Source organism: Leifsonia sp. RAF41, assembly GCF_052114085.1.
Lineage (GTDB): Bacteria > Actinomycetota > Actinomycetes > Actinomycetales > Microbacteriaceae > Leifsonia.
In genome coordinates, this window is sequence record NZ_JBFREB010000001.1 from 3,056,293 (window position 1) to 3,080,166 (window position 23,874).

At 68.8% G+C, this 23,874-nt stretch carries 26 protein-coding genes; 15 read left to right on the forward strand and 11 right to left on the reverse strand.

Annotated features, from left to right (window positions below; genetic code table 11):
• Nucleotides 1-72 precede the first annotated feature (72 nt).
• The 3 genes from AB4Y74_RS14845 to AB4Y74_RS14855 are packed head-to-tail and all read left to right on the forward strand — an operon-like array spanning nucleotide 73 to nucleotide 1,530.
• Complete coding sequence (locus AB4Y74_RS14845; protein WP_441799829.1) at nucleotides 73-237, forward strand: hypothetical protein; 165 nt, start codon at nucleotides 73-75, stop codon at nucleotides 235-237.
• A 52-nt stretch (nucleotides 238-289) separates the two neighbouring features.
• Complete coding sequence (locus AB4Y74_RS14850) at nucleotides 290-1,129, forward strand: metallophosphoesterase (RefSeq protein ID WP_441799830.1); 840 nt, start codon at nucleotides 290-292, stop codon at nucleotides 1,127-1,129.
• On the forward strand, nucleotides 1,126-1,530 hold the full coding sequence (locus AB4Y74_RS14855) for a DUF3052 family protein (protein ID WP_441799831.1): 405 nt from the start codon (nucleotides 1,126-1,128) through the stop codon (nucleotides 1,528-1,530). The genes AB4Y74_RS14850 and AB4Y74_RS14855 overlap by 4 nt, the downstream gene beginning before the upstream one ends.
• On the opposite strand, the gene AB4Y74_RS14860 is transcribed toward AB4Y74_RS14855, so the two are convergent.
• On the reverse strand, nucleotides 1,527-2,186 hold the full coding sequence (locus tag AB4Y74_RS14860; RefSeq protein WP_441799832.1) for a TrmH family RNA methyltransferase: 660 nt from the start codon (nucleotides 2,184-2,186) through the stop codon (nucleotides 1,527-1,529). The genes AB4Y74_RS14855 and AB4Y74_RS14860 overlap by 4 nt on opposite strands.
• A 95-nt stretch (nucleotides 2,187-2,281) precedes the next feature.
• On the opposite strand from AB4Y74_RS14860, the gene AB4Y74_RS14865 reads away from it, so the two are divergent.
• Together AB4Y74_RS14865 and AB4Y74_RS14870 are read left to right on the forward strand one after the other, a co-directional pair.
• Nucleotides 2,282-3,079: an HAD-IIA family hydrolase gene (locus tag AB4Y74_RS14865; RefSeq protein WP_441799833.1), complete on the forward strand. Its 798-nt coding sequence runs from the start codon at nucleotides 2,282-2,284 to the stop codon at nucleotides 3,077-3,079.
• Between the two features lie 27 nt (nucleotides 3,080-3,106).
• Nucleotides 3,107-3,655, forward strand: coding sequence for a DUF4303 domain-containing protein (locus AB4Y74_RS14870; RefSeq protein WP_441799834.1), 549 nt, complete (start codon nucleotides 3,107-3,109; stop codon nucleotides 3,653-3,655).
• A gap of 19 nt (nucleotides 3,656-3,674) precedes the next feature.
• On the opposite strand, the gene AB4Y74_RS14875 is transcribed toward AB4Y74_RS14870, so the two are convergent.
• Complete coding sequence (locus AB4Y74_RS14875; protein WP_441799835.1) at nucleotides 3,675-5,795, reverse strand: hypothetical protein; 2,121 nt, start codon at nucleotides 5,793-5,795, stop codon at nucleotides 3,675-3,677.
• A complete protein-coding gene (pyrE, locus tag AB4Y74_RS14880; RefSeq protein ID WP_441799836.1) occupies nucleotides 5,795-6,343 on the reverse strand; it encodes an orotate phosphoribosyltransferase in 549 nt (182 codons plus the stop codon). The genes AB4Y74_RS14875 and pyrE overlap by 1 nt, the downstream gene beginning before the upstream one ends.
• A gap of 116 nt (nucleotides 6,344-6,459) precedes the next feature.
• Here pyrE and AB4Y74_RS14885 point away from each other — a divergent pair, with 116 nt between their 5' ends.
• From AB4Y74_RS14885 to AB4Y74_RS14915, 7 genes are all read left to right on the forward strand, one after another.
• Complete coding sequence (locus tag AB4Y74_RS14885) at nucleotides 6,460-7,311, forward strand: exodeoxyribonuclease III (RefSeq protein WP_441799837.1); 852 nt, start codon at nucleotides 6,460-6,462, stop codon at nucleotides 7,309-7,311.
• Between the two features lie 11 nt (nucleotides 7,312-7,322).
• Nucleotides 7,323-7,688: a hypothetical protein gene (locus AB4Y74_RS14890; protein ID WP_441799838.1), complete on the forward strand. Its 366-nt coding sequence runs from the start codon at nucleotides 7,323-7,325 to the stop codon at nucleotides 7,686-7,688.
• Nucleotides 7,689-7,779: 91 nt separating this feature from the next.
• The gene (locus AB4Y74_RS14895; RefSeq protein ID WP_441799839.1) at nucleotides 7,780-8,628 is read left to right on the forward strand and encodes an ABC transporter ATP-binding protein; all 849 of its coding nucleotides are present in this window, start codon (nucleotides 7,780-7,782) and stop codon (nucleotides 8,626-8,628) included.
• Nucleotides 8,629-8,703: 75 nt separating this feature from the next.
• Entirely contained in the window at nucleotides 8,704-9,741 is a 1,038-nt protein-coding gene (locus AB4Y74_RS14900) for an aliphatic sulfonate ABC transporter substrate-binding protein (protein WP_441799840.1), read from the forward strand.
• A 7-nt stretch (nucleotides 9,742-9,748) separates the two neighbouring features.
• Entirely contained in the window at nucleotides 9,749-10,645 is an 897-nt protein-coding gene (locus tag AB4Y74_RS14905) for an ABC transporter permease (protein ID WP_441799841.1), read from the forward strand.
• Nucleotides 10,646-10,765: 120 nt separating this feature from the next.
• Nucleotides 10,766-11,233: an SRPBCC family protein gene (locus tag AB4Y74_RS14910; protein ID WP_441799842.1), complete on the forward strand. Its 468-nt coding sequence runs from the start codon at nucleotides 10,766-10,768 to the stop codon at nucleotides 11,231-11,233.
• A gap of 124 nt (nucleotides 11,234-11,357) precedes the next feature.
• Nucleotides 11,358-11,597 carry a hypothetical protein gene (locus AB4Y74_RS14915; RefSeq protein ID WP_441799843.1) on the forward strand — a complete coding sequence of 80 codons (240 nt, stop codon included), beginning with the start codon at nucleotides 11,358-11,360 and terminating at the stop codon, nucleotides 11,595-11,597.
• A 3-nt stretch (nucleotides 11,598-11,600) separates the two neighbouring features.
• Here the strand turns inward: AB4Y74_RS14915 and AB4Y74_RS14920 are convergent, their stop codons facing one another.
• Both AB4Y74_RS14920 and AB4Y74_RS14925 read right to left on the reverse strand, forming a co-directional pair.
• Complete coding sequence (locus AB4Y74_RS14920) at nucleotides 11,601-13,013, reverse strand: APC family permease (RefSeq protein ID WP_441799844.1); 1,413 nt, start codon at nucleotides 13,011-13,013, stop codon at nucleotides 11,601-11,603.
• Between the two features lie 82 nt (nucleotides 13,014-13,095).
• Nucleotides 13,096-13,992: an SDR family NAD(P)-dependent oxidoreductase gene (locus tag AB4Y74_RS14925; RefSeq protein WP_441799845.1), complete on the reverse strand. Its 897-nt coding sequence runs from the start codon at nucleotides 13,990-13,992 to the stop codon at nucleotides 13,096-13,098.
• Nucleotides 13,993-14,271: 279 nt separating this feature from the next.
• On the opposite strand from AB4Y74_RS14925, the gene AB4Y74_RS14930 reads away from it, so the two are divergent.
• The 3 genes from AB4Y74_RS14930 to AB4Y74_RS14940 are packed head-to-tail and all read left to right on the forward strand — an operon-like array spanning nucleotide 14,272 to nucleotide 17,536.
• Nucleotides 14,272-15,735 carry a DUF6421 family protein gene (locus tag AB4Y74_RS14930; protein ID WP_441799846.1) on the forward strand — a complete coding sequence of 488 codons (1,464 nt, stop codon included), beginning with the start codon at nucleotides 14,272-14,274 and terminating at the stop codon, nucleotides 15,733-15,735.
• On the forward strand, nucleotides 15,732-16,466 hold the full coding sequence (locus tag AB4Y74_RS14935) for an SDR family oxidoreductase (RefSeq protein ID WP_441799847.1): 735 nt from the start codon (nucleotides 15,732-15,734) through the stop codon (nucleotides 16,464-16,466). The genes AB4Y74_RS14930 and AB4Y74_RS14935 overlap by 4 nt, the downstream gene beginning before the upstream one ends.
• Nucleotides 16,463-17,536 carry a threonine aldolase family protein gene (locus AB4Y74_RS14940; protein ID WP_441799848.1) on the forward strand — a complete coding sequence of 358 codons (1,074 nt, stop codon included), beginning with the start codon at nucleotides 16,463-16,465 and terminating at the stop codon, nucleotides 17,534-17,536. Before AB4Y74_RS14935 ends, AB4Y74_RS14940 begins: the two co-directional genes overlap by 4 nt.
• Nucleotides 17,537-17,774: 238 nt before the next feature.
• Here the strand turns inward: AB4Y74_RS14940 and AB4Y74_RS14945 are convergent, their stop codons facing one another.
• Genes AB4Y74_RS14945 through AB4Y74_RS14970 form a run of 6 tightly spaced genes read right to left on the reverse strand, consistent with a single transcriptional unit; the run spans nucleotide 17,775 to nucleotide 23,696 of the window.
• Nucleotides 17,775-18,638 (reverse strand): phytanoyl-CoA dioxygenase family protein, encoded by an 864-nt coding sequence (locus AB4Y74_RS14945; protein ID WP_441799849.1) that lies wholly within the window; start codon nucleotides 18,636-18,638, stop codon nucleotides 17,775-17,777.
• Nucleotides 18,635-19,561 carry a glycoside hydrolase family 43 protein gene (locus AB4Y74_RS14950; protein WP_441799850.1) on the reverse strand — a complete coding sequence of 309 codons (927 nt, stop codon included), beginning with the start codon at nucleotides 19,559-19,561 and terminating at the stop codon, nucleotides 18,635-18,637. The genes AB4Y74_RS14945 and AB4Y74_RS14950 overlap by 4 nt, the downstream gene beginning before the upstream one ends.
• Complete coding sequence (locus tag AB4Y74_RS14955; protein WP_441799851.1) at nucleotides 19,558-20,532, reverse strand: glycoside hydrolase family 43 protein; 975 nt, start codon at nucleotides 20,530-20,532, stop codon at nucleotides 19,558-19,560. Before AB4Y74_RS14955 ends, AB4Y74_RS14950 begins: the two co-directional genes overlap by 4 nt.
• Nucleotides 20,529-21,422 (reverse strand): carbohydrate ABC transporter permease, encoded by an 894-nt coding sequence (locus AB4Y74_RS14960; protein WP_441799852.1) that lies wholly within the window; start codon nucleotides 21,420-21,422, stop codon nucleotides 20,529-20,531. Before AB4Y74_RS14960 ends, AB4Y74_RS14955 begins: the two co-directional genes overlap by 4 nt.
• Nucleotides 21,419-22,399, reverse strand: coding sequence for a carbohydrate ABC transporter permease (locus AB4Y74_RS14965; protein ID WP_441799853.1), 981 nt, complete (start codon nucleotides 22,397-22,399; stop codon nucleotides 21,419-21,421). The genes AB4Y74_RS14960 and AB4Y74_RS14965 overlap by 4 nt, the downstream gene beginning before the upstream one ends.
• Complete coding sequence (locus AB4Y74_RS14970) at nucleotides 22,392-23,696, reverse strand: ABC transporter substrate-binding protein (protein WP_441799854.1); 1,305 nt, start codon at nucleotides 23,694-23,696, stop codon at nucleotides 22,392-22,394. Before AB4Y74_RS14970 ends, AB4Y74_RS14965 begins: the two co-directional genes overlap by 8 nt.
• Nucleotides 23,697-23,874: the final 178 nt, after the last annotated feature.

The following is a 23,874-nucleotide window of genomic DNA, read 5'->3' on the forward strand; positions in this document are numbered from 1 at the left end:
GCACCCCTGGTGGGCCGACCGCGGCGAGCGCTAGTGTGACGGCCACCAGCACCCGATCCGAGGAGGACGACCATGGCCGATCTCGAAGTCCAAGCGGCGCTCGCGCAAGCGCGCCAGGCGGCGAGCGCCGCGAGCTACGACATCCAGAAGCTGCCGGAGGACTCGATCGAGCGACAGGCGCTGCACAACCTCATCACCGCCGTCGACTCCATCATCGAGGCGCTCGACGCCGACTGAGCCGGTGGACGGCGCCAGCGGCGACGACGGTGGCCGGCGCTAGGGTGACGGCGTGACCCATACGCTGCGCATCCTGCACCTCTCCGACACGCACCTGTACGGCGATGGACGGCTGCACTACGGGGTCGTGGATACGCTGGCCGGGCTCGACCGGGTTCTTGCGCGCGCCGCCGAGGTGGCCGAGGTCGACCTCGTCGTCGCGTCCGGCGACCTGTCGGAAGACGGCACGGCTGCCTCGTACCGGAAGCTGCAGCGCACGCTCGAACCGTGGGCCGCCGAGCGCGGCGCGCCCGTCGTGTACGCGATGGGCAACCATGATCTGGCGGACGGCTTCGAGGAGGTCCTCGGGGCCCGCGAGACGGTGACCACTGTGCGCGGATTCCGGGTGCTCACCATCGACACGGCTGTGCCACAGGCCGGCTACGGCCGCGTGGACGAGTCGCAACTCGAGTGGCTCGGCGACGTGCTCGCGACACCCTCCGAGCACGGGACCGTCGTCGTGATGCACCACCCGCCTGTGCCCCCAACGACGGTGCTGTTCGAACCGCTGCGGCTGGTCGACCCGGACGCGCTGCTCGAGGTGTGCAGTGCTGGGGACGTCCGGCTCATCCTGGCTGGGCACTTCCACCACGGGCTGGCCACCGAGGCGGGAGCCGCCGGCATCCCCGTCGTCGTCGCACCCGCTGTCGCCAACACGACCGACGTGCTGTGGCCGGTCCCCCGCGAGCGGGCCGTGCGCGGTTCCGGGTTCGCCTGGGTGCAGCTGCTCGACGACGGCCCGGTCCGCGCCCACTTCCTCACCGCACCGGCACCCGACGACGGGCAGACGGTGTACGACCTGGATGCCGCCGCCATCCGGCGTATCGCTGACGACGCCGGGTGGCGGGAGTGAGCACGACCGCGGGCTATTCGTCGACCCCGCTCTGGAAGAAGCTCGGACTGAAGCCCGGGATGCGCGCGGCGGTGCTCCATGCCGATGCCGGGTGGCACATCCCCCTCGACGACGGCCCCACGGTGACGTGGGTCGACGACGGGGCAGCCGGACTCATCCTCGCGTTCTACCGCTCGGCGGACGCCTTCCTGACCGAGCTGCACGACCTCGGCGAGCGCATCCGGCCGGACGGGATGCTGTGGGCGGCGTGGCCGCGCAAGGCTGCCGGGCACGTCAGCGACCTCTCCGAGAACGTGATCCGGGATGCGGCCCTCGACCGCGGCCTCGTCGACGTGAAGGTGGCCGCCCTCGACGCCGACTGGTCGGCCCTCAAGCTGGTCTGGCGCCGCGCCAACCGCTAAGCGGGCTGTCCCTGCTCCGCGCCGCCGAACGGGACGTGTTGCGTGATCCACGTGTGCATGGCGATCGCGGCGGCAGCCGACGCATTGATGGAGCGGGTGGACCCGAACTGCGCGATCTCGACCACGGCATCCGCCGCGGCCAGCGCCTCGGCCGACAGACCGGGACCCTCCTGCCCGAACAGCAGCACGCATTCCCGGGGGAGGGCGAACGTCTCGATGCCGACCGAACCGGGGACGTTGTCGATCGCGATCACCGGCAGGCCGGCGCCGCGCGCCCATGCCACGAAATCGGCCACGTCGTCGTGGTGCACGACGTGCTGGTACCGGTCGGTCACCATGGCGCCACGCTTGTTCCAGCGGCGCCGCCCGATGATGTGGACCGTGTCCGCGAGGAAGGCATTCGCACTGCGAACGATCGATCCGATGTTCATGTCGTGCTGCCAGTTCTCGATCGCGACGTGGAACGGGTGCCGGTGCTCGTCGAGGTCGGCGACGATCGCGTCCATGCTCCAGTAGCGGTAGCGGTCGATGACGTTGCGGGTGTCGCCGTGGCGCAGCAGTTCCTGGTCGTACCGCGGGTCGTCCGGCCAATCGCCGGGCCAGGGTCCGACGCCGTTCGTCGTCAGCTCGTGCGTCGGGTTCGGCGTCTCTTCCACCGGACCAGCGTATCCACGGTCTCCGCGCCCCCTCACCGCTTCGCGCCCCCGGCCCCTAAGCTGGACGCATCCGATTCCCGGCGAAAGGAGTCCGCGTGACGCGTCGCGACGAGATCGAGTGCTGGCTCACCGACATGGACGGCGTGCTCGTGCACGAGAATCAGGCGCTACCCGGTGCATCGGATCTGATCCAGCAGTGGCGGGATCAGAGCACGCCCTTCCTGGTGCTCACCAATAACTCGATCTTCACCCCGCGCGACCTCGCCGCGCGACTCCGGACGTCCGGACTCGATGTCCCCGAGGAGTCCATCTGGACTTCCGCCCTCGCGACCGCCGACTTCCTCAAGTCGCAGATGCCCGGGGGCAGCGCCTACGTGATCGGCGAGGCCGGATTGACCACGGCCCTGCACGAGGCGGGCTTCATCATGACCGACACCAACCCGGACTACGTGGTCGTCGGCGAGACGCGCAGCTACTCCTTCGACGCGATCACCAAGGCGATCCGCCTGATCGGCAAGGGCGCCCGCTTCATCTCGACGAACCCGGACGCGACCGGCCCGAGCGCCGAGGGCCCGCTGCCGGCGACCGGCGCGGTGACGGCGATGATCACGAAGGCCACCGGCCGCGACCCGTACGTGGTCGGCAAGCCCAACCCGATGATGTTCCGCTCCGCGATGAACCGCATCGGGGCCCACTCCGAGAACACGGCCATGATCGGCGACCGGATGGACACCGACGTCGTGGCGGGCATCGAGGCCGGCCTCCACACCATCCTGGTGCTCACCGGGATCAGCGACCCGGCTGAGATCGAGCGCTACCCGTTCCGGCCGGACGAGGTGCTGACCGGCGTGCACGAACTGGTGGCGCGGGAGCCCATCGAGACCGAGTTCTGACGGGGTCGCTCCGGCTGGGGAGGGACGATGGACGACTTCGCGCGCATCCGGTCCGCGATCGCGGACGCCGCGAGGGAGACCTGGACCCAGTTGCGTGACGAGCATCCCGCCGACGACTTCTACTACTTCGGACTGTGGACCACTCCGGTCGCGCATCGCCCGGCACCGACCGCGTGCTCGGCGCAGGGCTTGCGGATCGCGGTCGAGACCGCGCGAGCGGACGGCCTCCCCGCGTCGGTGGACCAGGTTCGCTGGATGGTGAACGCGTCGCCGTACGACCTGTTCGGTGACGCTGCGTTCGCCCGGTTGGAGCCGCTGTTCGAGGCACGAGGCGACCCCTATGACCGGCCGCGACCGCTGAACGAGGCGCTCCTCGGAGCGATGGAAGGGGCTCTCTCCGACTTGGACGCGGAAGGCTTCTTCGGTTCCGGGACGGCGCGGGAGGCGGTGGTGGTGAACGTCACGATGCCCGCGCATGAGCGGCCGGAGGACGCGCTCGCGTCAGCCCGACGGCTCAATCCAGCCAACGCGCTGACACGGTACGCGGCGGATCTGTCGGCGACAGGGCGGCTCTAGAAGTACCGAAACGGGCGCGTCAGGCGCCCGGACCGGGGCCCGCGACCGACGAGGTCAGCGGCTGCCCACTGGAGCGGTTGGCGAAGCAGTAGTACGAACGCTGGCCGTTCTTCCACTGCTCTTCGGTCGCCGGGAACGAACCGACCACCTGCAGGTCCGGGTATGCACCGGCCGCGCCGAGGTCCACCACACCTCCGGCCGTGCACAGGCCGGGCATCTGCTGCGCCAGCGCATCCGCCCCGGGGTACGGCGCGGCCGGGTCGGCGGAGAGCAGGTTCGTGTACACCAGCTGGGCGGTGTGCGGTGCGGTGCAGTCGACGACCGTGAACTCCTCAGCCCAGACCGAGGTGAACGGCTGGATGCACTCCCCGCCACCGAGCGCATCCCACGGGTGGGTGCCCGCCCCGACCGCTGCGGCGGGCTTCGGCGTGACGGTCGGAACCGGTGTGGGAGTGGGGCTGGGGGCGGTCGCACGCGGTGTAGCCGAGCTCGTCGGCAGGGGTGCCGGTTTCGCCGCCCCGAAGAGCGAGGGGATGCGCGTGCCGAGCGCGAAGAGTCCGACCAGCACGAGCACCACGGCGAGGACGGCCACGCCGATGAGCAGGATGCGATTGTTGCGCGACCCCCAGAGCCCGGTGCCACCCGGTCCAGTGGGCGACGTCGGGCCGGCAGGAGCGGCAGGGCCGGCGGGAGGGGCCACGTCGCCCGCGGTCGCTGCGAATGCTCCCGCAGCGCCGGCTGACAGCGACCCGGTCGCCGCGACGGGCATAGGCGCAGCGACGGGCATTGGCGCAGCGACCGGCGTTCCGGCAGTCGCCAATGGCGTGAAGCGGGGCGGGGATCCCTGTGCATAGGGGTCGGGGCGGCCGGCGTCCGAAGTGTTCGGCGGTGGGAACGTGAACGGGGTCGTCGCGGTGAGTTGCGGGCCCTCGAGGTCTGCGGCGGGCTCGGGCGCAGACGCCACGGCCGCCGTCTCCTCCTGCGCGCGCTCTCGCTCCGCTTCGCGCTCGGGCTCGGGGTCGGGCTCGGGCTCGACCGCCTGTGCTACGGCGACTTCTCCGAAGAGTGCGGCCAGCCCGTCCGTGCCGTCATCCGCCGGATCGCCGTCCGCATCGTCCGGCTCCTGCAGTGCCGCATCGAACGGCGCGGGGGCGGGCTCCGGCTCCGGCTCCGATGCCGCTGCGATACTCGCGGCGTCGATCGCGCTGGTCGCGGGCGACGGCAGCCCGCCGAGCGCCAGTTCCGCCTCTGCGGCGGGAACGGCGGGTTCAGAAGGAAGCGCAACGGGTGACTCGTCGCGGTCCGCCCGGAGGAGCGCCGCGATCTCGGCCGCGTCGAGCTGTTGTGTCGGGGTATCCGCATTCGCGGGCTCGGGTCGCGGGCCGTCCGGAGACGCGGGGGCCGTTGCGGGTCGGGTCAGCGCGGAGGGGTCGATCGGGATGATGCTCGTCGTGTCTCCGATGACGGAGCGCCCGGACGGTCCGTCCCCCTCGGCGTCGCCGAAGCCGAGCAGCGCGGCCAGGCCGTGGCTCTCCGCTGATTCGGCGGCAGGAGCGACGGCGGCCGGCGCATCGAAGATCGTGCGGGGAGGCTCCGGCTCGGCCGGCTTCACGGGCTCGCGTGACTCGATCACCCACGAGCGCGCCGCGGCGGGTGGCTCCTCCGCCGGCTCGACATCGGCCGGCGTGACCTCGACCGGCTCTGTGAGCGGCGGCTGGTACACCAGCGGAACGAGCGGGGTCGGGTCCACCGGCGGCGCCGGCACGGACTCGACAGGCACGGACTCGACCGGAACAGACTCCACCGGGTCCGCTCCCCCACCCGGCGTGAGGTTCCACGAGAACGCGACCGGGAACTCCGACGCGGCCGGTTCGTCGGCGGCGGGAGTCTCGTCTTCGGTGTTCAGGAGGTCATCGAAGCGGCCGGGCACCGGCTCCGCCGGCGACTCCCCACCGCGCTCTTCGTCCGGCTCGACGATCGGCAGCGCCGCCGTCGGCGACTCCTCCGGCCGTTCCATGTGGCGGCCGCCTGTCAGCTGCTGCAGGAGCCAGTCCGAGCTCCCGAATTCCGGCTCCGTCGCCTCGTCGGGAGTCTCCGGGCGCCCCTCATCCGCCGCGCCCCTCCCGCGCTCGTCGGACACTACGCCAGCCCCAGGTCCTTCAGGCCGATGGCGGCGAAGTACGGGTAGCCCGCGCCCTCGATGACCTCGCGGGCACCGGTGTCGCGATCGACGACCACGGCCACCGCGGCGATCTCGGCGCCGACCTTCTGCAGGGCTTCGATCGCCTTGAGGGGCGAGCCCCCGGTCGTCGAGGTGTCTTCCAGAACGACGACCCGCTTGCCCTGGAGGTCCGGGCCTTCGACCTGCTTGCCCCGACCGTGGTCCTTCGGCTCCTTGCGGACGACGAACGCGTCGTAGGACAGTCCCTGCGCGGCGCCCTGGTGCAGGATGGCCGCGGCGACAGGGTCTGCGCCCATGGTCATCCCGCCGACGGCGACCACGTCCGGGACCTCGCGGATCAGGTCGATCATGACCTGTCCGATGAGCGGGGCGACACGGTGGTCGAGGCTGACCTTGCGCAGGTCGACGTAGTAGCTCGCCTTCTTGCCGCTGGTGAGCGTGAAGTCGCCGTGGAACACTGCCTCGGCGGCGATGTAGTCGATGAGCTGCTGTCGTGCGTCGGTCACATCCCCGATTCTAGAGGGGAACGCCGCGCCGGCCGGGAGTTCTCCACAGGCCGTCGACGTTCCACGCATGCGCGCTCCACTCGGAAGAGGTCGGTGGCGGCCGATACGATCGGGGCATGCGCGTCGCCACCTGGAATGTGAACTCCATCCGCACCCGAGTGGTCCGTGTCGTCGACTGGATGGTCCGCGAAGACGTGGATGTGCTCGCGATGCAGGAGATCAAATGCAAGCCCGAACAGTTCCCGTACGCGGAGTTCGAGGCGGCCGGATACGAGGTCGTGCTCCACGGTCTCAACCAGTGGAACGGCGTCGCGATCGCCAGCCGACTCCCGATCGAGGATGTGACGATCGGCTTCCCGGACATGCCCGGCTTCTTGAAAGACCACGACGGCCCCGACCTTCCGAAAGAGGCGCGGGCCATCGGCGCGACGATCGAGGGCGTCCGGCTGTGGAGCCTCTACGTGCCAAACGGCCGCGCTCTGGCTGACCCGCATTACATCTACAAGCTCGACTGGCTTGCGGTCCTCGCCGCCGACACGCAGCGCTGGCTCGCCGAGAACCCGTCGCTGCAGCTGGCGCTCGCCGGCGACTGGAACGTCGCCCCGCTCGACTCGGATGTCGGCGACCCTGCGCTGGTCCCCGGTCTGTCGACCCACATCTCGCCACCCGAGCGGGCGGCGTTCGCCGCCTTCGAGCAGGCGGGCCTGACCGATGTGGTGCGGCCGATCGTCCCCGACGGCTACACCTACTGGGACTACAAGCAACTCCGGTTCCCGCGCAATGAAGGCCTCCGCATCGACTTCATCCTCGGGTCGCGAGCCTTCGCCGACCGTGTCGTCGGCGCCAGCATCCACCGCAACGAACGGAAGGGCGTCGCCCCCAGCGACCACGTCCCCGTGCTCGTGGAGCTCGCCTCGGCGCCGGCCGCCGACGATGACGACGCCGACCGCCCCATGATCTTCGGCTGACCGAAGTGGCGATGAGCGCGCCACCCGCACCGCGACGGCCTGTCATCGTGTGGGATCTGGTGACCTCGATCGTGCTCCTCGTGGTCGCGATCGTCGTCGCGGCCGGGCAGACGTTCGCGGCCGCCTTCCTGGTGTTCGCAAGCGACCCGTGCGGCGGATCGACCGTGTGCGACACCGGCCGGATGGGCGTCGGCTTCTTCGTGGCCCTCCTCAGTCCGGGCACCGTGACCCTCGTGGCAGTGATCGCCACCATCGTGCTGCTGGTGAAGCGGAGGATCTCGTTCTGGGTGCCGATCGTCGGCATCCTTCTGGCTATCGGTGGGTGGGCGGGCGGGGCCGCCCTCGTCATCTCGGGCGTGCCCGGCTCGACCTTCTGACACCCGGCCCCGCCCTTCCAGCAACTTCCGTTACGCCGCGTTTCGGGCGGGCCAGCGGGATGACAACTCGCTCGATAGCGTCGGGCGCACGATGTCTTCCACCTCCACCGCCTTCACCGTCGAGTTCTCCGCCGTCGCGCGCAGCTTCCCGACGTCCGGACGCCGTCCTGCGTCCGAGGGCCCGCGTGCCGTGCTGCGGGATGTGTCGCTGAGCGTCCGTGCAGGCGAAGTCGTCGCCATCCTCGGGCCGAGCGGCTGCGGCAAGTCCACCCTGCTCCGCATCGCGGGCGGCCTCGACAGTCCGACCGGCGGCGCGGCGCTCATCGACGGCACACCGATCGCCGGGATCGATGCCCGGTGCGCCGTGGGCTTTCAGGAGCCGCGACTCCTGCCGTGGCGGTCGCTCGCCGACAACGTCGCTCTCGGCCTCCCGCGCGGCCTGGACCGATCCGCCGGTCGCGAGCGCGTGTCCCGGCTGCTCGAGCTGGTCGGGCTGACCTCCTCGGCCGACTTCCGCCCGCGGGAGGTGTCCGGCGGAATGGCCCAGCGCGCCTCGCTCGCCCGCGCGCTCGCCCGCAACCCCGGTGTGCTGCTGCTCGACGAGCCGTTCGGAGCCCTGGATGCGCTCACCCGCCTCCGCATGCAGGATCTCCTGCTCGACATCCACGCCGCCGCGCCCACGACCGTCCTCCTGGTCACCCACGACGTCGACGAGGCGCTGCAGCTCGCAGATCGTATCGTCCTGCTGGGCGCCGAGGACGGCCGCCCGGGGTCGACCATCCGCAGCGTGACCACAGTGCCCGGCTCGCGACCGCGCGACCGCGGCTGGGCGGAACTCGCCGAGCTCCGGGCCGAACTGCTCGACGGCCTGGGCATCGACCGCCACGGTCGCGCCCACGGCGAGGAGCGCACGACGGCCCTCCCCGTGTTCCCGTACTGACCTACCGCACCACATCACACCCGCACCGCACCCGCACCTCCCCAGAACACTCCATCGAAAGACGAGAGAGACACCATGCGCCGCAGATCGACCATCCTGACCGCCGCCGCCGGAATCGTCGCGGCCACCAGCCTGCTCCTCACCGGCTGCGTGGCCGGCGAAGGGTCCGCCGCGGAGCCGAGCAGCAGTTCCGCCGGCACGAAGGGTGGCACCCTCAACATCGACTTCGCCACCTACAACCCGCTGAGCCTGGTCATCAAGAAGGAGGGTTGGCTCGAGAAGGCGCTGAAGAAGCAGGACATCACCGTCAACTGGGTGCAGTCCGCCGGCTCCAACAAGGCCAACGAGGCGCTGCGCTCCGGCGCCATCGATGTCGGCTCGACCGCCGGATCGGCCGCGCTGCTGGCCCGCTCCAACGGCTCTCCGATCAAGACCGTCGACATCTTCTCCCAGCCGGAATGGTCGGCCATCGTGGTCGGCCCGAACTCGACCATCACGTCAGTGAAGGAGCTCAAGGGCAAGCAGATCGCAGCCACGAAGGGCACGGACCCGTACTTCTTCCTGCTGCAGGCGCTGGAGGCGAACGGCCTCTCCGCGAGCGACGTCACGATCCAGAACCTCCAGCACGCCGACGGGTGGGCCGCCCTCCAGAACGGCTCGGTGGACGCCTGGAGCGGCCTCGACCCGATCATGGCGAACGCACAGAAGGCCGGCGCGAAGCTGGTCTACCGCAACGTGAAGTTCAACACGTACGGCTTCCTCAACGCGACGGAGTCGTTCCTCAAGACGAAGCCGGATGTCGCCCAGACCGTCGTGAACACTTACGAGTACGCCCGCGCCTGGGCCGCGAAGCACCCGGAGGAGACGGCAAAGGTCCTCTCCGACGTCGCCGGCATCGACCCCGCCGTCGCGACCACGGTCATCACGGAACGCAGCAACCTGGACGTCTCCAACGTCCCGGGCAGCGCGCAGCTCACGGTCCTGAAGAAGGTCGGCCCGATCTTCGTCCAGTCCGGTGACGTCCGCTCGCAGTCAGACATCGACACCGCGCTGAAGACGCTCCTCGACCCGTCCTTCGCCAAGAAGGCCGACCCGAGCGCCGTCGGAAACTGACGACCGGATGACGACGCAGAACGCACCAGACGGCGACGGACCGTGGATCGTCGCCGGCGGACCGGGACTCGAGGCCGCGGGCGGCACATCCGTCGCCCGCGAGCGGCCCCGCGAGACCGGAGCCGAACCCGGCGGTCGCACGCCGCTGGCCGCGCGCCGCGGGGTGCGGATCGCGGCGGGGCTGGCCATCCCCGTCGTCCTGCTGGTCGTGTGGCAGGCGGCATCCACCTCGGGCGCTTTCACGTCGTCACAGCTCCCGTCCCCCGCGATGGTGTGGGAGGCGGCCGTCGACCTCGCGCAGCGCGGCCTGCTGGGCCAGTACATCGCGATCTCGACCCAGCGCGTGCTGGTCGGCTTCGCCTTCGGCGCCGCGCTCGGTGTGCTGCTCGGTGCACTGGTGGGGCTGTCGCGCTGGTCCGACATCCTGTTCAGCCCGACTCTCGCCGCGATTCGGGCCGTACCGTCGCTGGCGTGGGTGCCTCTGCTGATCCTCTGGTTCAAGATCGGTGAGGATTCGAAGATCATCCTGATCGCGATCGGCGCGTTCTTCCCCGTGTATACGACGGTCGCGGCCGCGCTGAAGCACGTCGACCGTCAGCTGGTGGAGGCGGGACGCGCGTTCGGGCTCGGTGGCGTGCGTCTGTTCACGACGGTGCAGCTGCCTGCGGTGCTGCCCTCCGTCATCTCCGGTTTGCGTTTGGCACTCGCGCAGGCATGGCTCTTCCTCGTGGCGGCGGAGCTGATCGCGTCATCGATGGGGCTGGGCTTCCTGTTGAGCGACTCCCAGAACAACGGCCGCACCGACCGCCTGTTCCTCGCGATCATCCTGCTGGCCATCCTGGGCAAGATCACCGACTCCCTGGTGGGGGTGTTCGAGAAGTGGGCGGCCCGGCGCTGGGGCTGACCCGGTTCGGCGAAGACGGCGCACTTTCCACGATCCGCCTGTGAATTCCAGGCCCTGTACGCATCCGCTGCGGAGCCTACCGTCGCCTTCGACGACAGAAGACGACGATAAGGAGCCAACATGGCCGCAGTTACCCAGTCCATCGACGTGAACGTGCCCGTCACCACGGCATACAACCAGTGGACCCAGTTCGAGTCCTTCCCTCACTTCCTCGACGAGGTCGAGGAGATCACCCAGGTGGACGACACGACCAATCACTGGCGCGTGAAGATCGGCGGCGCGGAGCGCCAGTTCGACACCGTGATCACCGAGCAGCTCCCCGACGAGCGCGTGGCCTGGAAGTCGGTCGCGGGCGACACGGAGCACGCGGGCGTCGTCACCTTCCACCGGCTCTCGGACGCCGAGACGAAGGTGACCGTCCAGTTGGAGTGGGCGCCTTCCGACGCGCTCGAGAAGATCGGGTCGGTCTTCGGCCTCGACGACCACGCCGTGAAGAAGGATCTCGAGAACTTCAAGAAGTTCATCGAGTCGCAGGGAACCGAGACCGGTGCCTGGCGTGGCGAAGTGGACCGCGGCGACACGGTCTGACCGTCCCGCAACGAACGACGGCACAGACGACGACGGCCCCGGTGTTTCCCACCGGGGCCGTCGTCCGCCAGAGAGGTCGGTCAGGGGCTTAATCCGACCACGTTCAGCGCGTACCGTCCGCACAATGAACCCCACACCGGACGACCCCGACGGCCACCAGAGCGACGCCGACCAGACGGCGAAGGACCGCTCCTACAGCCCGGCGAGCGAGCGCGAGACCGAGGTCAAGCAGCAGGACTCGACCGGCGACACCGTCCGCCCGGGGACGGGCGGCCCCGATGACGTGGGCGACGTGCCCGTCCCTCCCGAGGACGATCTCGACCCGGCGACCATCGTCGCGCGCGGCGACATCAGGCCCGAGTAGGGCTCACTCCACCCGTTCACCGCGACGCTTCGCACTCGCGGCGTAGATGCGCTCGACCACCCAGAGCAGGATGCCGATCGCGAGCAGCCCGAGGCCGATGGTGTATTGGCCGGCCGGGCGGCCCGAGGTCCACGGGAACACCAGGTAGAGGCACGTGATCGCCCCGACGATCGGCAACGCGGTCGGGGTTCGGAAGTGCTTGTGGTCAACAGGCTGCTTGCGAAGCACGAGCACGGCGACGTTCACGACCGCGAAGACGGCGAGCAGCAGCAGGGAGGTCGTGCCTCCAAGCAAGGCGACGACCGATCCCTTCGGATCGAGCGACACGTAGCTGATCAGGCCGACGGCGAGCGCCGACGTGAAGAGGATCGCCGTCCAGGGCGTCCTGCGCTTCGGCGACACCTTCGCCAGGAACGGCGGCAGCACCTTCTGCCGGCTCATGCCGTAGAGCAGGCGGCTCGCCATCATCATGTTGATCAACGCCGTGTTGGCGACGGCGAACATCGAGATGAACGGCAGGAGGTCGTTGATCGGGAACCCGGGCGCCGCCTTCTCGACCGCGGTCACCAGCGGCGTCTCGCTCCCAGCGAGCTCCCCGATCGGCACCAGCGCCACAACGGTGATGGACACCAGGACGTAGATGACGGCGGCGATCCCGAGGCCGCTGAGCATCATCTTCGGGAAGATGCGGCTCGGATCCTTCGTCTCTTCGGCCATGTTCACCGAGTCCTCGAAGCCGACCATCGCGAAGAACGCCAGCGACGTCGCCGTGCTCACCGCGAGCAGCACGCCCTTGTCTTCGGGCGTCTCGAAGGCGACGACCCGCGACCAGTCCGCGTTCCCACCGGAGATCGCCCACAGGCCGATGAAGATGACGAGCAGCAGACCGGACAGCTCCACGAGCGTGAGCACGACGTTCAGCCACACGCTCTCGGCGACGCCGCGCAGGTTGACCAGCATGATCAGCACGATGAACGCGAGCGCGATCAGCAGCGTCGTCAGGTTGTCGTCGGGGATGCCGAAGCCGACGGTCAGGTTCACCGCGAAAGCACGCGATGCGGTCGATGCCGACGTGATGCCCGAGGTCATGACGATGAAGCACACGATGAAGGTGAAGAAGTGTATGCCGAACGCCTTGTGTGTGTAGAGCGCGGCGCCCGCCGCCTGCGGGTACTTCGTCACCAACTCCAGGTACGAGAAGGCGGTGACCGTCGCGACGGCGAACGCGAGCAGGAACGGCAGCCAGGCGGCGCCACCGACCTCGGCGGCGACCTGCCCGGTGAGGGCGTAGATGCCCGTGCCGAGGATGTCGCCGACGATGAAGAGCAGCAGCAGACCGGGCCCGAGGGCCCGCTTCAGCTCCGGCTGCTCCGGTTCGACAGTCTTGACCACCTGGGTCCACGACGGATCGCTCACGATCGGCTCCCTTCGACACCTTCGCTCGGGGAGCCACTGTATGTGAGTTCTCACAGAAAAGGGAGTCTTGGCTCCCGGAGTTTCACTGCCTGCCGGTGAACTCGTCCATCGAGTCGTAGACGCCGAAAACGCGCCCGGCCACCACATCCCACGCCCGCGTCGGCAGCAGGCCGCGCAGCGTCTTCGCCAGTCCGACCGTCCACGGGAGCATCAGCATCGGCCGGCCCGCCAGCATCGCTCGCCAGACCCGGTCGACCACGTACTCGGGCGTCATCACGGGCGTCAGCAGGGGCCCACGGGCGCCCGCGAACATCCCCGTGTCGATGTAGCTGGGGGCGACCGTGGTCACCTTGACGTGCGCGTACCCCTCCTGGACCAGCTCCAGGCGGAGGCTGTCGCTCCACCCGATGACCGCCCACTTGCTCGCCGCGTAGACGCTCATGCGCGGGTTGGATATGGTGCCCGCCGCCGACGCGATGTTGACGATCCGCGCCTCCCGGGCGCTCTGCTGCATGCCGGGGAGGAACTCGCGCGTGACATACATCGGCGCCAGGGCGTTCACCTGCATGGTCGGGCGGGTGTCCTCTCCGTTGTCGTGCTCCCAGAAGTACTTGCCGCGCACGATCCCGGCGTTGTTGATGAGCACGTCGATGCTGCCGACCTCTTTGCGGACGGCCTGCGCGGTCTGCGCGATCGCGCCGAGCTCGGAGAGGTCGACGACGTACGGCAGCACGCTCGTCCCAGGCCCGCCGGCGGCCGAACTCGGCGAGCTCGGCGGCGCGCCCCAGGCTGCGGCGGTGCGCCCGGCGAGAACCTCGCGCCGCAGCCGGTGCGTCAACTCGAGGAGCGCGGCCTCGTCGCGATCCCACAGGATGACGGCACGTGCGCCCTCCAGCACCGCCCGCTCGGCGTACAGCCGCCCCATGCCGGACGCCGCACCGGTGATGAGCACGCGTGCGCCGCGGACCGTTCTCGCCATGTCCCCATCATCGCAGGGGCGACAGGACGCGCGCATCCAACGCTCGAGCACCGAAGTGCACGTTGTGGCTGCTATTTCGCCGGAATAGCAGCCACAACGTGCACTTCGATCGGGGGTGCAGGGTGGGCGCTCAGCAGACGGTGTTTCCCTGCGTTCGAGGGCCATCCGGCGCACTTTTCCGCCGAATTGGACAACAAAACGCTTGCGATCCCCGGATAGGCTCGTCACATCCATTTACGTGCCGCGTGCGAGCGGTCGACCAACGACGGGAGGTTCGTCATGTCTCAATTCGTCCAGAACTTCACATCCAGCGCAATTGTCGGAGAGCCCGAGGTCGTCGAGGACGGCCGCCCGGTTCGCGAGGTCGCGAACGATCCCGCGTGGCTGCGTCTGAAGGACGCGGCCGTCGCCCTGCAGGCACTCCAGGTCAAGGACGGCTCGGTCGAGCAGGAGTCCGACCGGCCCGCCGCAGCTGAGCACGTCCGCACCATCGTCGACTCGATCGCCGCACTCGCACCGGCCTTCCCGCACGACGCGTCCTACCTCGCCGCCCTGCAGCGCGACTTCGCCCGCTGGGCGGACGAAGGCTTCGGCGTCCCCGATTTCCTGGACGCCCTGAACGAATTCCAGCCGCAGCAGCACCGCGTCGACGGGCTCGGCCACCTGGTCGTGTTCCCGATGTACACCCAGAACGGCAGCGCGAACCGCCTCGTGGAGGCTGTGCTCGTCGAGGTCATCTGGCCGGAGTTCATCGCGGAGCTGGAAGCCGGCGAGTACGGCAACAAGCTGTTCGTCGCCCTGCGCTTCGTCGACTTCACGCCGGGCTACGACACGAACTCGGCGGTGCTGTTCCCCGAGACGGTAGCCATGCGCGAGATCCCGAGCTTCACGTGGGGCGCGATCTTCCAGGATCGGGAGGCGGCACGCTACCGCCGTGTCGTCCGTGCCGCCGCGGAGATCACCAAGCTGGAGCTGCCCGAGGACGCCGCCGCGATGCTGGACGACCAGCACCTCACGGAGGAGACCTTCGCGATGTGGGACATCATCCACGACCGCAGCCACATGCGCGGTGACCTGCCGTTCGACCCGTTCATGATCAAGCAGCGGATGCCGTTCTTCCTCTACTCGCTGGAGGAGCTGCGGTGCGACCTGACGGCCTTCCGCGAGTCGGTGAAGCTGGAGCGCGAGCTCGGCGCTCTTCCGGACGCCGAGCTGTCGGACGCGCAGCGCGCCATCCGCGACACCGCCCACCTGGTGCAGTACGCCGTGATCTTCGACCGGATCTTCCGGTTCGCGATCACCGGCAGCCGCGTGCGCAACTACGACGGGCTCGGCGGCCAGCTGCTGTTCGCGTGGATGCACCAGCACAACGTGCTGCACTGGACGGACACCCAGCTCACCATCGACTGGGAGAACGTTCCGGACGTGGTCATCGCCCTCAGCGACCAGATCAACGACCTGTACTGGCGTTCGATCGACCGCCCGAAGGTGTCCCACTGGCTGGCCGCCTACGAGATGCTCACCGAGACGCTCACCCCGCATCCAGCCTCCAACTGGGCGCGCGGACTGTCGGATGAGGTACTCGCCGGTCCGCCGAAGGGCTACACCGACCAGGTGCTCGACGACGAGTTCCCGCTCTCGATGTTCTACGAGGCGCTGAACAAGAAGATGGCCGCCGTTATCGAGTCCACGGCCGGTATCACCGGAACCACCCGCAGCACCGATAGCGCGGACTACGCATGACGGACGCCGCTGAGTCCCACTCGGCGGCGGACCGCACGGCCCGGACCTCCTCGGAGGCCGGGCCGTCCGGCGTCGCCGGCCGTCTCGTCCTGATCGCCGGGGCGACGAGCGCCTCCGGTGAGGCGGTCGCCCGGGCGCTGACCACCGCCCGCGCCACCGTGATCGCGGTCGGCACCCGGCAGGAGGCGCTGGACGCGTTGGCCGCCGCGGTGCCGGGCGTCCGGACCATCGTCTGCGACCTCGCCGACCGGGATGCGGTGGCCGAGCTGGCCATCCGCGTCCACCAAGAGTTCGGGCAGCTGGATGGTCTGATCCACCTGGTCGGCGGGTGGCGCGGCGGAGGCGGGCTCGCCGGGCAGAGCGACGAGGACTGGGACTTCTTCGACCGGTCGTTCCGGACGCTCCGCAACACGACGCGAGTGTTCTACGACGACCTGGTCGCCTCGCCTGCCGGGCGGCTCGCGATCGTGTCGTCCACCGCGGTCGACAAGCCGTACGCGGGGGGCGCGAACTACGCCGCGGTGAAGGCGGCGGCGGACGCCTGGACGCGTGCGGTGGCGCAGGGCTTGGCGAAAGATGCTCCGCAGTCCGCGGCCACCGTGTTCGTCGTGAAGACGCTCGCCGGGCTGGAGGCGCGGCTGGGCGAGGAGGTCGTGGGGCTCTGGTCGGCGACAGCCGCGGAGGTCGGCGGACGACGCATCCCACTGGAGCCTGAGAGGATGGATGGGTGACGCTACAACTCCACGACCTCACCCTCCGCGGCTTCGCCTCCGACAACTACGCGGGCGTGCATCCCGAGATCCTCGACGCCATCGCGGCCGCCAACAACGGCCACCAGATCGCGTACGGGGAGGACGTCTACACGGCCCGCCTGCACGAGGTGTTCGCTGAGCACTTCGGCGAGGGTGTCGAGGTCTACCCGGTCTTCAACGGGACGGGCGCGAATGTCGTCGGTCTCCAGTCGATGCTGCCGCGCTGGGGCGCCGTCATCTGCGCGAAGACCGCGCACATCAACACGGACGAGGCTGGCGCGCCCGAGAAGGTGGCCGGCATCAAGCTGCTCACGGTGGAGACGCCGGACGGAAAGCTGACGCCCGAGCTCATCGATCGCGAGGCGTGGGGCTGGGGCGACGAGCACCGCGCCCAGCCGCTGGTCGTCTCGATCACGCAGACCACCGAGCTCGGAACGGCGTACACGGTGGAGGAGATCCGCGCGATCGCCGACCACGTGCACAAGCACGGCATGAAGCTGCACATGGACGGCTCCCGCATCTCCAACGCGGCAGCCACCCTGGGCGTGCCGCTGCGGGCGTTCACGACCGACGCGGGCGTGGATGTGCTCAGCTTCGGCGGCACCAAGAACGGGATGCTCTACGGCGAGGCCGTCGTCGTGCTCAACCCGCAGGCGTCGGAGGGGTTGATCTACCTCCGCAAGCTGAACATGCAGCTCGCCTCCAAGATGCGCTTCATCTCCGCTCAGCTCATCGCCCTGCTCACCGACGACCTCTACCTGCGGTCGGCGTCGCACGCCAACGCGATGGCGACCCGGCTGCGGACGGCGCTGGAGGCGGGCATCGCTGACGGCAGCATCCAGGGCGTCGGCTTCAGTCAGAAGACGCAGGCGAACGGCGTGTTCGCCACCCTTCCGACGGGCGTCGCCGACCGTCTTCGCGAGCATTTCCGGTTCTACGACTGGGATGCGGCGAACAACGAGGTGCGCTGGATGTGCGCTTTCGACACGACCGAAGACGACATCGACGCCTTCGTGGCCGCGCTCGTCGAGGAACTGAACGCGGCTTAGCGGCGCGTGTCCCCTGTTGTCCCTCACATTGGGGGCAGACCGGGGTACAAAATTGTCCTCCATTCGACCTACACGAAGCGCACTTTTCCTGTAGTCTTCAAGAGCGCCGGGGGAACCCGAATATCCATCCGGCGTAACCCCGAACGTATGCCGGGCCGTGAGAAGAAACCCTAGTCTTCTCATAGCCCGGCATCGTGGCTTAACGGGGAAAGCACAGCAGGGGGAAAGCACAGCCGCGCTACGCGTCGCCCATCATCAGCCCCTCGATCGTGTGCTTCTGGGTGATCGGCGTCAACTCGTCGACGACCGGGCAGACCAGGTGCTGACGCACCCGCTCCGGCAGCGACTCGTAGAACTCGTGCGTGACCGCCATGTCGTGGTGTTCCGCGTTTCCGGCGCCGGGAGCATCCACACCGAGCACCAGGACGGGTCGCGACGACTGCGACGTGTTCGCGGTGCCGTGGTGCACGGTCAGCGCGGACCGAGCCGAGATATCGCCGCGGTTCGGGTATTTGCGGACCGCGCGTTCCTCGAACCGCGGGTAGAGCTCCGTGACCGGGAACATCTCGTGCTCGAAGCCCTCCGGCAGATCCCACTGGGTGCCCGGAGCGATCTCGAACGGCCCCATGTCTTCTGCGGTGTCCACCGCCGTCAGGTTGAACGCGAGCGACGTGAGCCGGCCGGTCTTCTTCGTCTCGTCCGGCATCGGGAAGTCGCGGTGCCACGGCTGATCCTTGGCTCCGGGGCCCGGCACGTCGAAGCCCAGCTCCACGAGCTGGTAGCCCGGCCCGAGGACGGCTTCGCAGACGCCGCGCACCCACGGGTGGTCGACCAGCTCGACCCAGCCGCGCATCTGCTCCGGGTGGATCTCGACGTAGTAGCGCTTGGTGCCGCGCCCGACCGCGCCGCCCTTCCGCTGCAGCGCCTCATCGAAGGCGACCTCGATGTCCTCGCGGAGCCGGTCGGCCCATTCCGGGCTGAACGCGCCCCTCTTGCCGACGGTGCCGTCGGCGTAGAGCGCGGTCACCGCCTCCTGGATCTCGGGCTCGAGACCGATGGTGTCCGGCTGAGCCGGTGTGACCCGGGGAACGTCGTCGTTCATGGGGTTTCCTCTCCGTCTTCGTCGATCGTCAGGGTGCCGAGGTGCAGTCGACGCGCTGTCTCCTCCTCATTCCAGGAGTGGAACGCGATCACGTCGGTGCCATCGGGCGCCACTGTGAGGGAGTTGTGGCCGGGCCCGCGCAGGTCGCCTCCGCTGCGCAGCAGGGGCGGCTGCTCGACGTGCGACCACGGCCCGAGAGGATGATCCGCAACCGCCACCCCGACGGCGTATCCGGGGCCGGTCCATGCGCCGCCGGAGTACGTCAGCCAGTAGCGGCCGCCGCGGTACAGCACGGCCGGCCCCTCGAGCGTGTGCCAGTCGAAACGGCGACCGTGGATGAGACGGTCGCGCTCGTAGAGCTGCCAGTCGGCGTTCGGCGCGAGCACTGGCACGGCGGGACCGGCGAGGGCGGTCATCCCCGCGTCGAGCGGAGCGACCGCCAGGTGGGTGCCCGGGCGCTCATGGTCGAGCACGTCGTGGGCGAAGAACAGGAACCAGCGGCCGTCGGAATCACGGAACGGGTGAGCGTCGATGGCGAAGACCTCGTCCGGCGTCAGGTCGACGCCGACGTCGCGGAACGGTCCGGTCGCGGACTCGGCGCGTGCCACCCGGAGGTGGTGCCCCTCGATGCCGCGTCCGACGGAGTAGAACATCCAGAACGCGCCCTGCGCCTCGGCCACCTCGGGCGCCCAGTAGTCCTCGCCGAATCGGTCGGGCAGGCGCTCCAGGACGGCGCCAGCACTCTCCCACTGCTTGAGGTCCGGCGACACCAGCGCCTCGAAGACGCGGTCGCCGTCGCTGCCCGGATGGGTGCCGTAGGCGACGTAGTCGCCGCCCGAGAGTCGCAGGACGAACGGGTCGGCGAAGTAACCGCCCCACACCGGTCCCCAGTGATCGGTGACGCGTAGGGAGCCTGTGTTCATGACGACAGCTCCGGCAGGCCGTCGCGCCAGGTCACCGGCACGGCATGCATGCCCCGGTAGGCGAAGGCCTCGTCCCACGAGTGGAACAGCATCCAGCCCCTGCCCTGGAACGTGATGAGGTCCTCGCCGCCCGGGCCGAGATAGCGGCCCTTCGAGCCTGAGGTCGAGAGCAGCGGCTCCTTCGCCTTCGTGTACGGGCCGAGCAGGCTCGCGGATGTCGCAGCGCCGGTCACATACGACGAATTGCCGTAGTCATTGGCGGAGTACAGGAGCACGAATCCGTCGTCGTGGTGGACGATGACCGGCGCCTCGACCAGCTTGCCCTCCCACGATTCGGTCTGCTTGATGAGCTTGGTCGGCTCACCGGTCAGCATTGCGCCGTCAGGCGACAACGGCTGCGCGGAGATCCACGTGTCGAAACCGCAGCAGTTGCCGTCGTTCTTCCACACCAGGTAGCGCTGGCCGTCGGCATCCGCCGTCACGCTCGCGTCGATCGCGCCGCCCTCATCGACGGGACAGACCAGCGGCTTGTCGGCGGTCGAGGTGAACGGGCCCTCCGGCTTGTCGGCGAAGGCGACACCGATGCACTGGTACTTGCTGGCGGCATCCGACGCCGTGAAGTACAGCGCGAACCGGCCGTCGGCCAGCTTCGCCGGGCCAGGCGCCCAGGTCTTGCCGGGGAGCGCCCACGACGGCAGCGTGGGCAACGCATCCTGGTCGCTCACCTTCCAGGTCTTCATGTCGCCGCTGGTCGCGACCTGCACGTTCGCAGCCGGAGTGTTGGTCGCGTAGGCATAGACGGTGTCGCCGACCACGAGCGCGCCCGGGTCGGGGAAGTCGCTGTCGATCTGGAACGGCGCGATGGAGGGCGATGACTCACTCGTCGATGGGGACCCCGCCGAGCAGCCCACGAGGCCGGCGACGAGCCCGAGCATGGCACCGGTCGCCAGGGCTGCCCGGCGGAACGTCATCCCTTGACCCCGCTGGTGGCGACGCTCTCCACGATCTGCTTCTGCGCGAAGAAGAACAGGATGAGCACCGGCACCGAGGCGATCACCGCGCCCGCCATCACGATGGCGTAGTGCGTCGAGTACGCACCCTGCAGCTGCGACAGACCCGGCTGCAGCGTCAGGTTCTCCGGGCTCAGCAGCACGTACACCGGCCACAGGAAGTCGTTCCAGTTCGCCAGGAAGCTCAGCACGGCGAGAGTCGCCAGTGCCGGACGGGCCAGCGGAAGGACGATCTGGAGGAAGATCCGGAAGTCGCCGGCACCGTCGATCCGCGCCGCCTCCTCGATCTCCGCCGGGAGCCCGACGAAGAACTGACGGAGGAAGAAGACGCCGAAGGCGCTCGCGGCACCCGGGATCGTGATGGCCCAGATCGTGTCGAGCCAGCCGAGGTTCTGCACGATCAGGTAGTTCGGGATGAGGAAGATCACCGGCGGCACCAGCAGCGTCGAGATGATCAGGCCGAAGACGATCCGCTTGCCCCAGAATTCGAGGCGGGCGAGTGCGTAGGCGGCCATCGAGGCGGTGACCAGGATGATCACGGTCTGCATCGCCGCCGCCGCGAGGCTGTTCAGGAACCAACGGAACACCGGCTGCTGCCCGCTGGCCAGGGTCGTGTATGCGTCGGTAGAGAACGGGTTGGGGAAGGCCGAATACGGATTGCGGATGGCGTCGCCGTCGGTCTTGAACGACGTCAGCACGATCCACAGCAGCGGCAGGATGACGGCCAGGGCCAGCACGATCAGCACGGCGTAGAGCAGGGTCTTGCGCGCTGCCGCCTTCGGCGTCTGCTTGCGACGGGATCGAACGCTCTTCGGCGTCGCAGTTTTCTCGGGAGCGGTCGTCGTTGTCATGAGACGCTCTTCTCTGCGCGCTCCCGCTGCAGGCGGAAGTTGATGATGCTGACGATGGCGAGGAAGGCGAAGAGCACGTAGCTCATCGCTGCCGCGGCGGCCAGGTTGTTCTGCGACAGGCCCTGGTCGGCGATGTACATGATCGCCGTGCGGGTCGTGTTGCCCGGGCCGCCCTTCGTGATGAGGAACGACTGACCGAACATGTTCGCGCTCGCGAGGATGGTGATCGTGAAGACGAAGGTCATGACCTGACGCAGACCCGGCAGCGTCACATTGGTGAACTGACGCCACGCGCCCGCGCCGTCCAGGGCCGCCGCCTCGTAGAGATCAGCGCTGATGCTCTTGAGCCCGGCCAGGATGATGACGGTGTTGAAGCCCATCGTCCACCAGACCGTGACACCGGCCAGCGTGACCCACACCCACGGAACATCGACGGTCCAGGGCAGGTTGTCCGGCAGTCCGATCATGCCGAGCAGGTGGTTGATGATGCCGGCCTGGGTGTCGAGGAGGTACTTCCAGATGACACTGATGACGGCGACGCCGAGCACGTACGGCGCGAAGAAGACGCCGCGGAAGAACGATCCAGCACGGATCTTCTGGTTCAGGAGCACTGCGATCAGCAGTGGGATGACGATCAGGAACGGAACACTCGCCAGGGTGAAGATGCCGGTCGCGGCCATCGACTGCCAGAAGTCGCCGGAGGTGGCGGAGCCGGGTGTGAACAGGTCGATGTAGTTCTGCAGCCCGATGAACTTCTGGGTGGCCCGGAACGGGCTCCAGTTCGTGAGGCTGATCCACAGGCCGAAGACGGCGGGGGCCAGCACGAACACGATAAAGAGCACGAGGAACGGCGCCAGGAAGAGGTAGGCGATGCCGGTGCGGCGCGGGACGCCGGGGCGGCGGCCAGCCCGGCCGCCGCGGGACGGGCGTGGCGCCCCGGTCTCCCGGGGCGCCACGATCGAAGCGGTGTCAGCCACTGTACTTCGCCTTGTTCTGCTTGAGCAGAGTGTTGGCCTTGGCGACGGCGTCGTCCAGAGCCTGCTTGGGGCTCTTCTTGCCGGTGACGGCCTCGTTCACCGCGGTGGTGATGGTGGCCTCCACGGTGCTGATGCCCGGGGCGATCGGCTCGTAGTGCGCGTAGGGCAGCTCGTCGAGGAACGGCTTCAGGTGCGGGTAGGTCTCGACCAGCTTCGGGTCGTTGCGAACCGAGTTCTGGGCGGGGAGCTCACCGGTCTGCGGCCAGTCGGCCGAGTTGTCGTTCATCCACTTCACGAACGTCGCGGCAGCGGACGTCTTGTTCTTGTCCTGCCCCTTGTTGTTCATGAACATCCAGTGGGTGGAGCTGGACCAGACGCCCTTCTCGGTGCCGATCTGCGGCACCGCGGTGGCCTCCCAGCTCAGCTTGTCGAACGCGGTGTTGGTCGTCTGCCAGACGCCGTTCCAGTTGAACGCGGTCTTGCCTGCGATGAGGGCGTTGATGTTGCCGTCCTGTGCCACGTCCGCCGGGCTGTAGCCCTTCTTGATCAGGTCGGTCATCCAGGTCAGCGCCTGCACGCCGGCGTCGGAGTTGAAGGTCGCCTCGGAGACGTCCTTGTTGAACAGGTCGCCGCCGTACTGCCACAGCAGGCTCTCGAACTCGAACGTCCCGGTGAAGACGTAACCGTCGACCCACTCGCCCTGAACGCCCGCGGCCTTCAGCTTGTCGAGCGCGGCCAGGTAGGACGTCTTGTCCGTGGGGATGGAGTCGACACCGGCCGACTTCAGCACGTCCTTGTTGACGTACAGGCCGAGCGGCGTGATGCTCCACGGCACCGCGTACTGGGCGCCGTTGTACTTGCCGGCGTCGAGCAGCCCCTCCGGGAAGTCACTGGCCTTGTAGCCGAGCGACTTCACGATGCTGTCCGCCTTGAGCACGAGTCCCTGTGCCGCGTAGGTGGCGATGTCGTCACCGTGCCCGACCGCGACATCGGGGCCCTTGCCGGCCTTGACCGCGAGCGGCATCTTGCGTGCGATGTCCGCCCACTCCATCGGGACGTCTTTCACAACGATGTTCTTGTGCTCGGCATTGAACTTGTCGATCAATTTCGGTACGAGCACGGGGGCGGCGCCACCCGTCCAGCCGTTCCAGAAGCTGATGTTGACCTTCGGTCCGGTGTAGTCGGCGGCGGAGACGTCTCCGCTACCGGATCCGGAGCTTCCGCAGGCCGTCAGCGCGAGCCCGAGGCCCGCGGTGACCGCCACTGCGATCGCGCGTGCGGCGAATCGCTTCTTCATCTGTTCTCTCCCTTGAGTGAGCCGTTCACGCGACGTCTTTTCGCTGCTCGCACGCATGACCGGTGGTGCTGGTGCCGGAACACTCGGCATGTTCGGCGAATTTACAGCGCTGGACAGACGGTGTCAACCCGGTGCACAGTGCGCAAGGGAGTGCGCTGTAGAGTGACCCCGGCGGGAA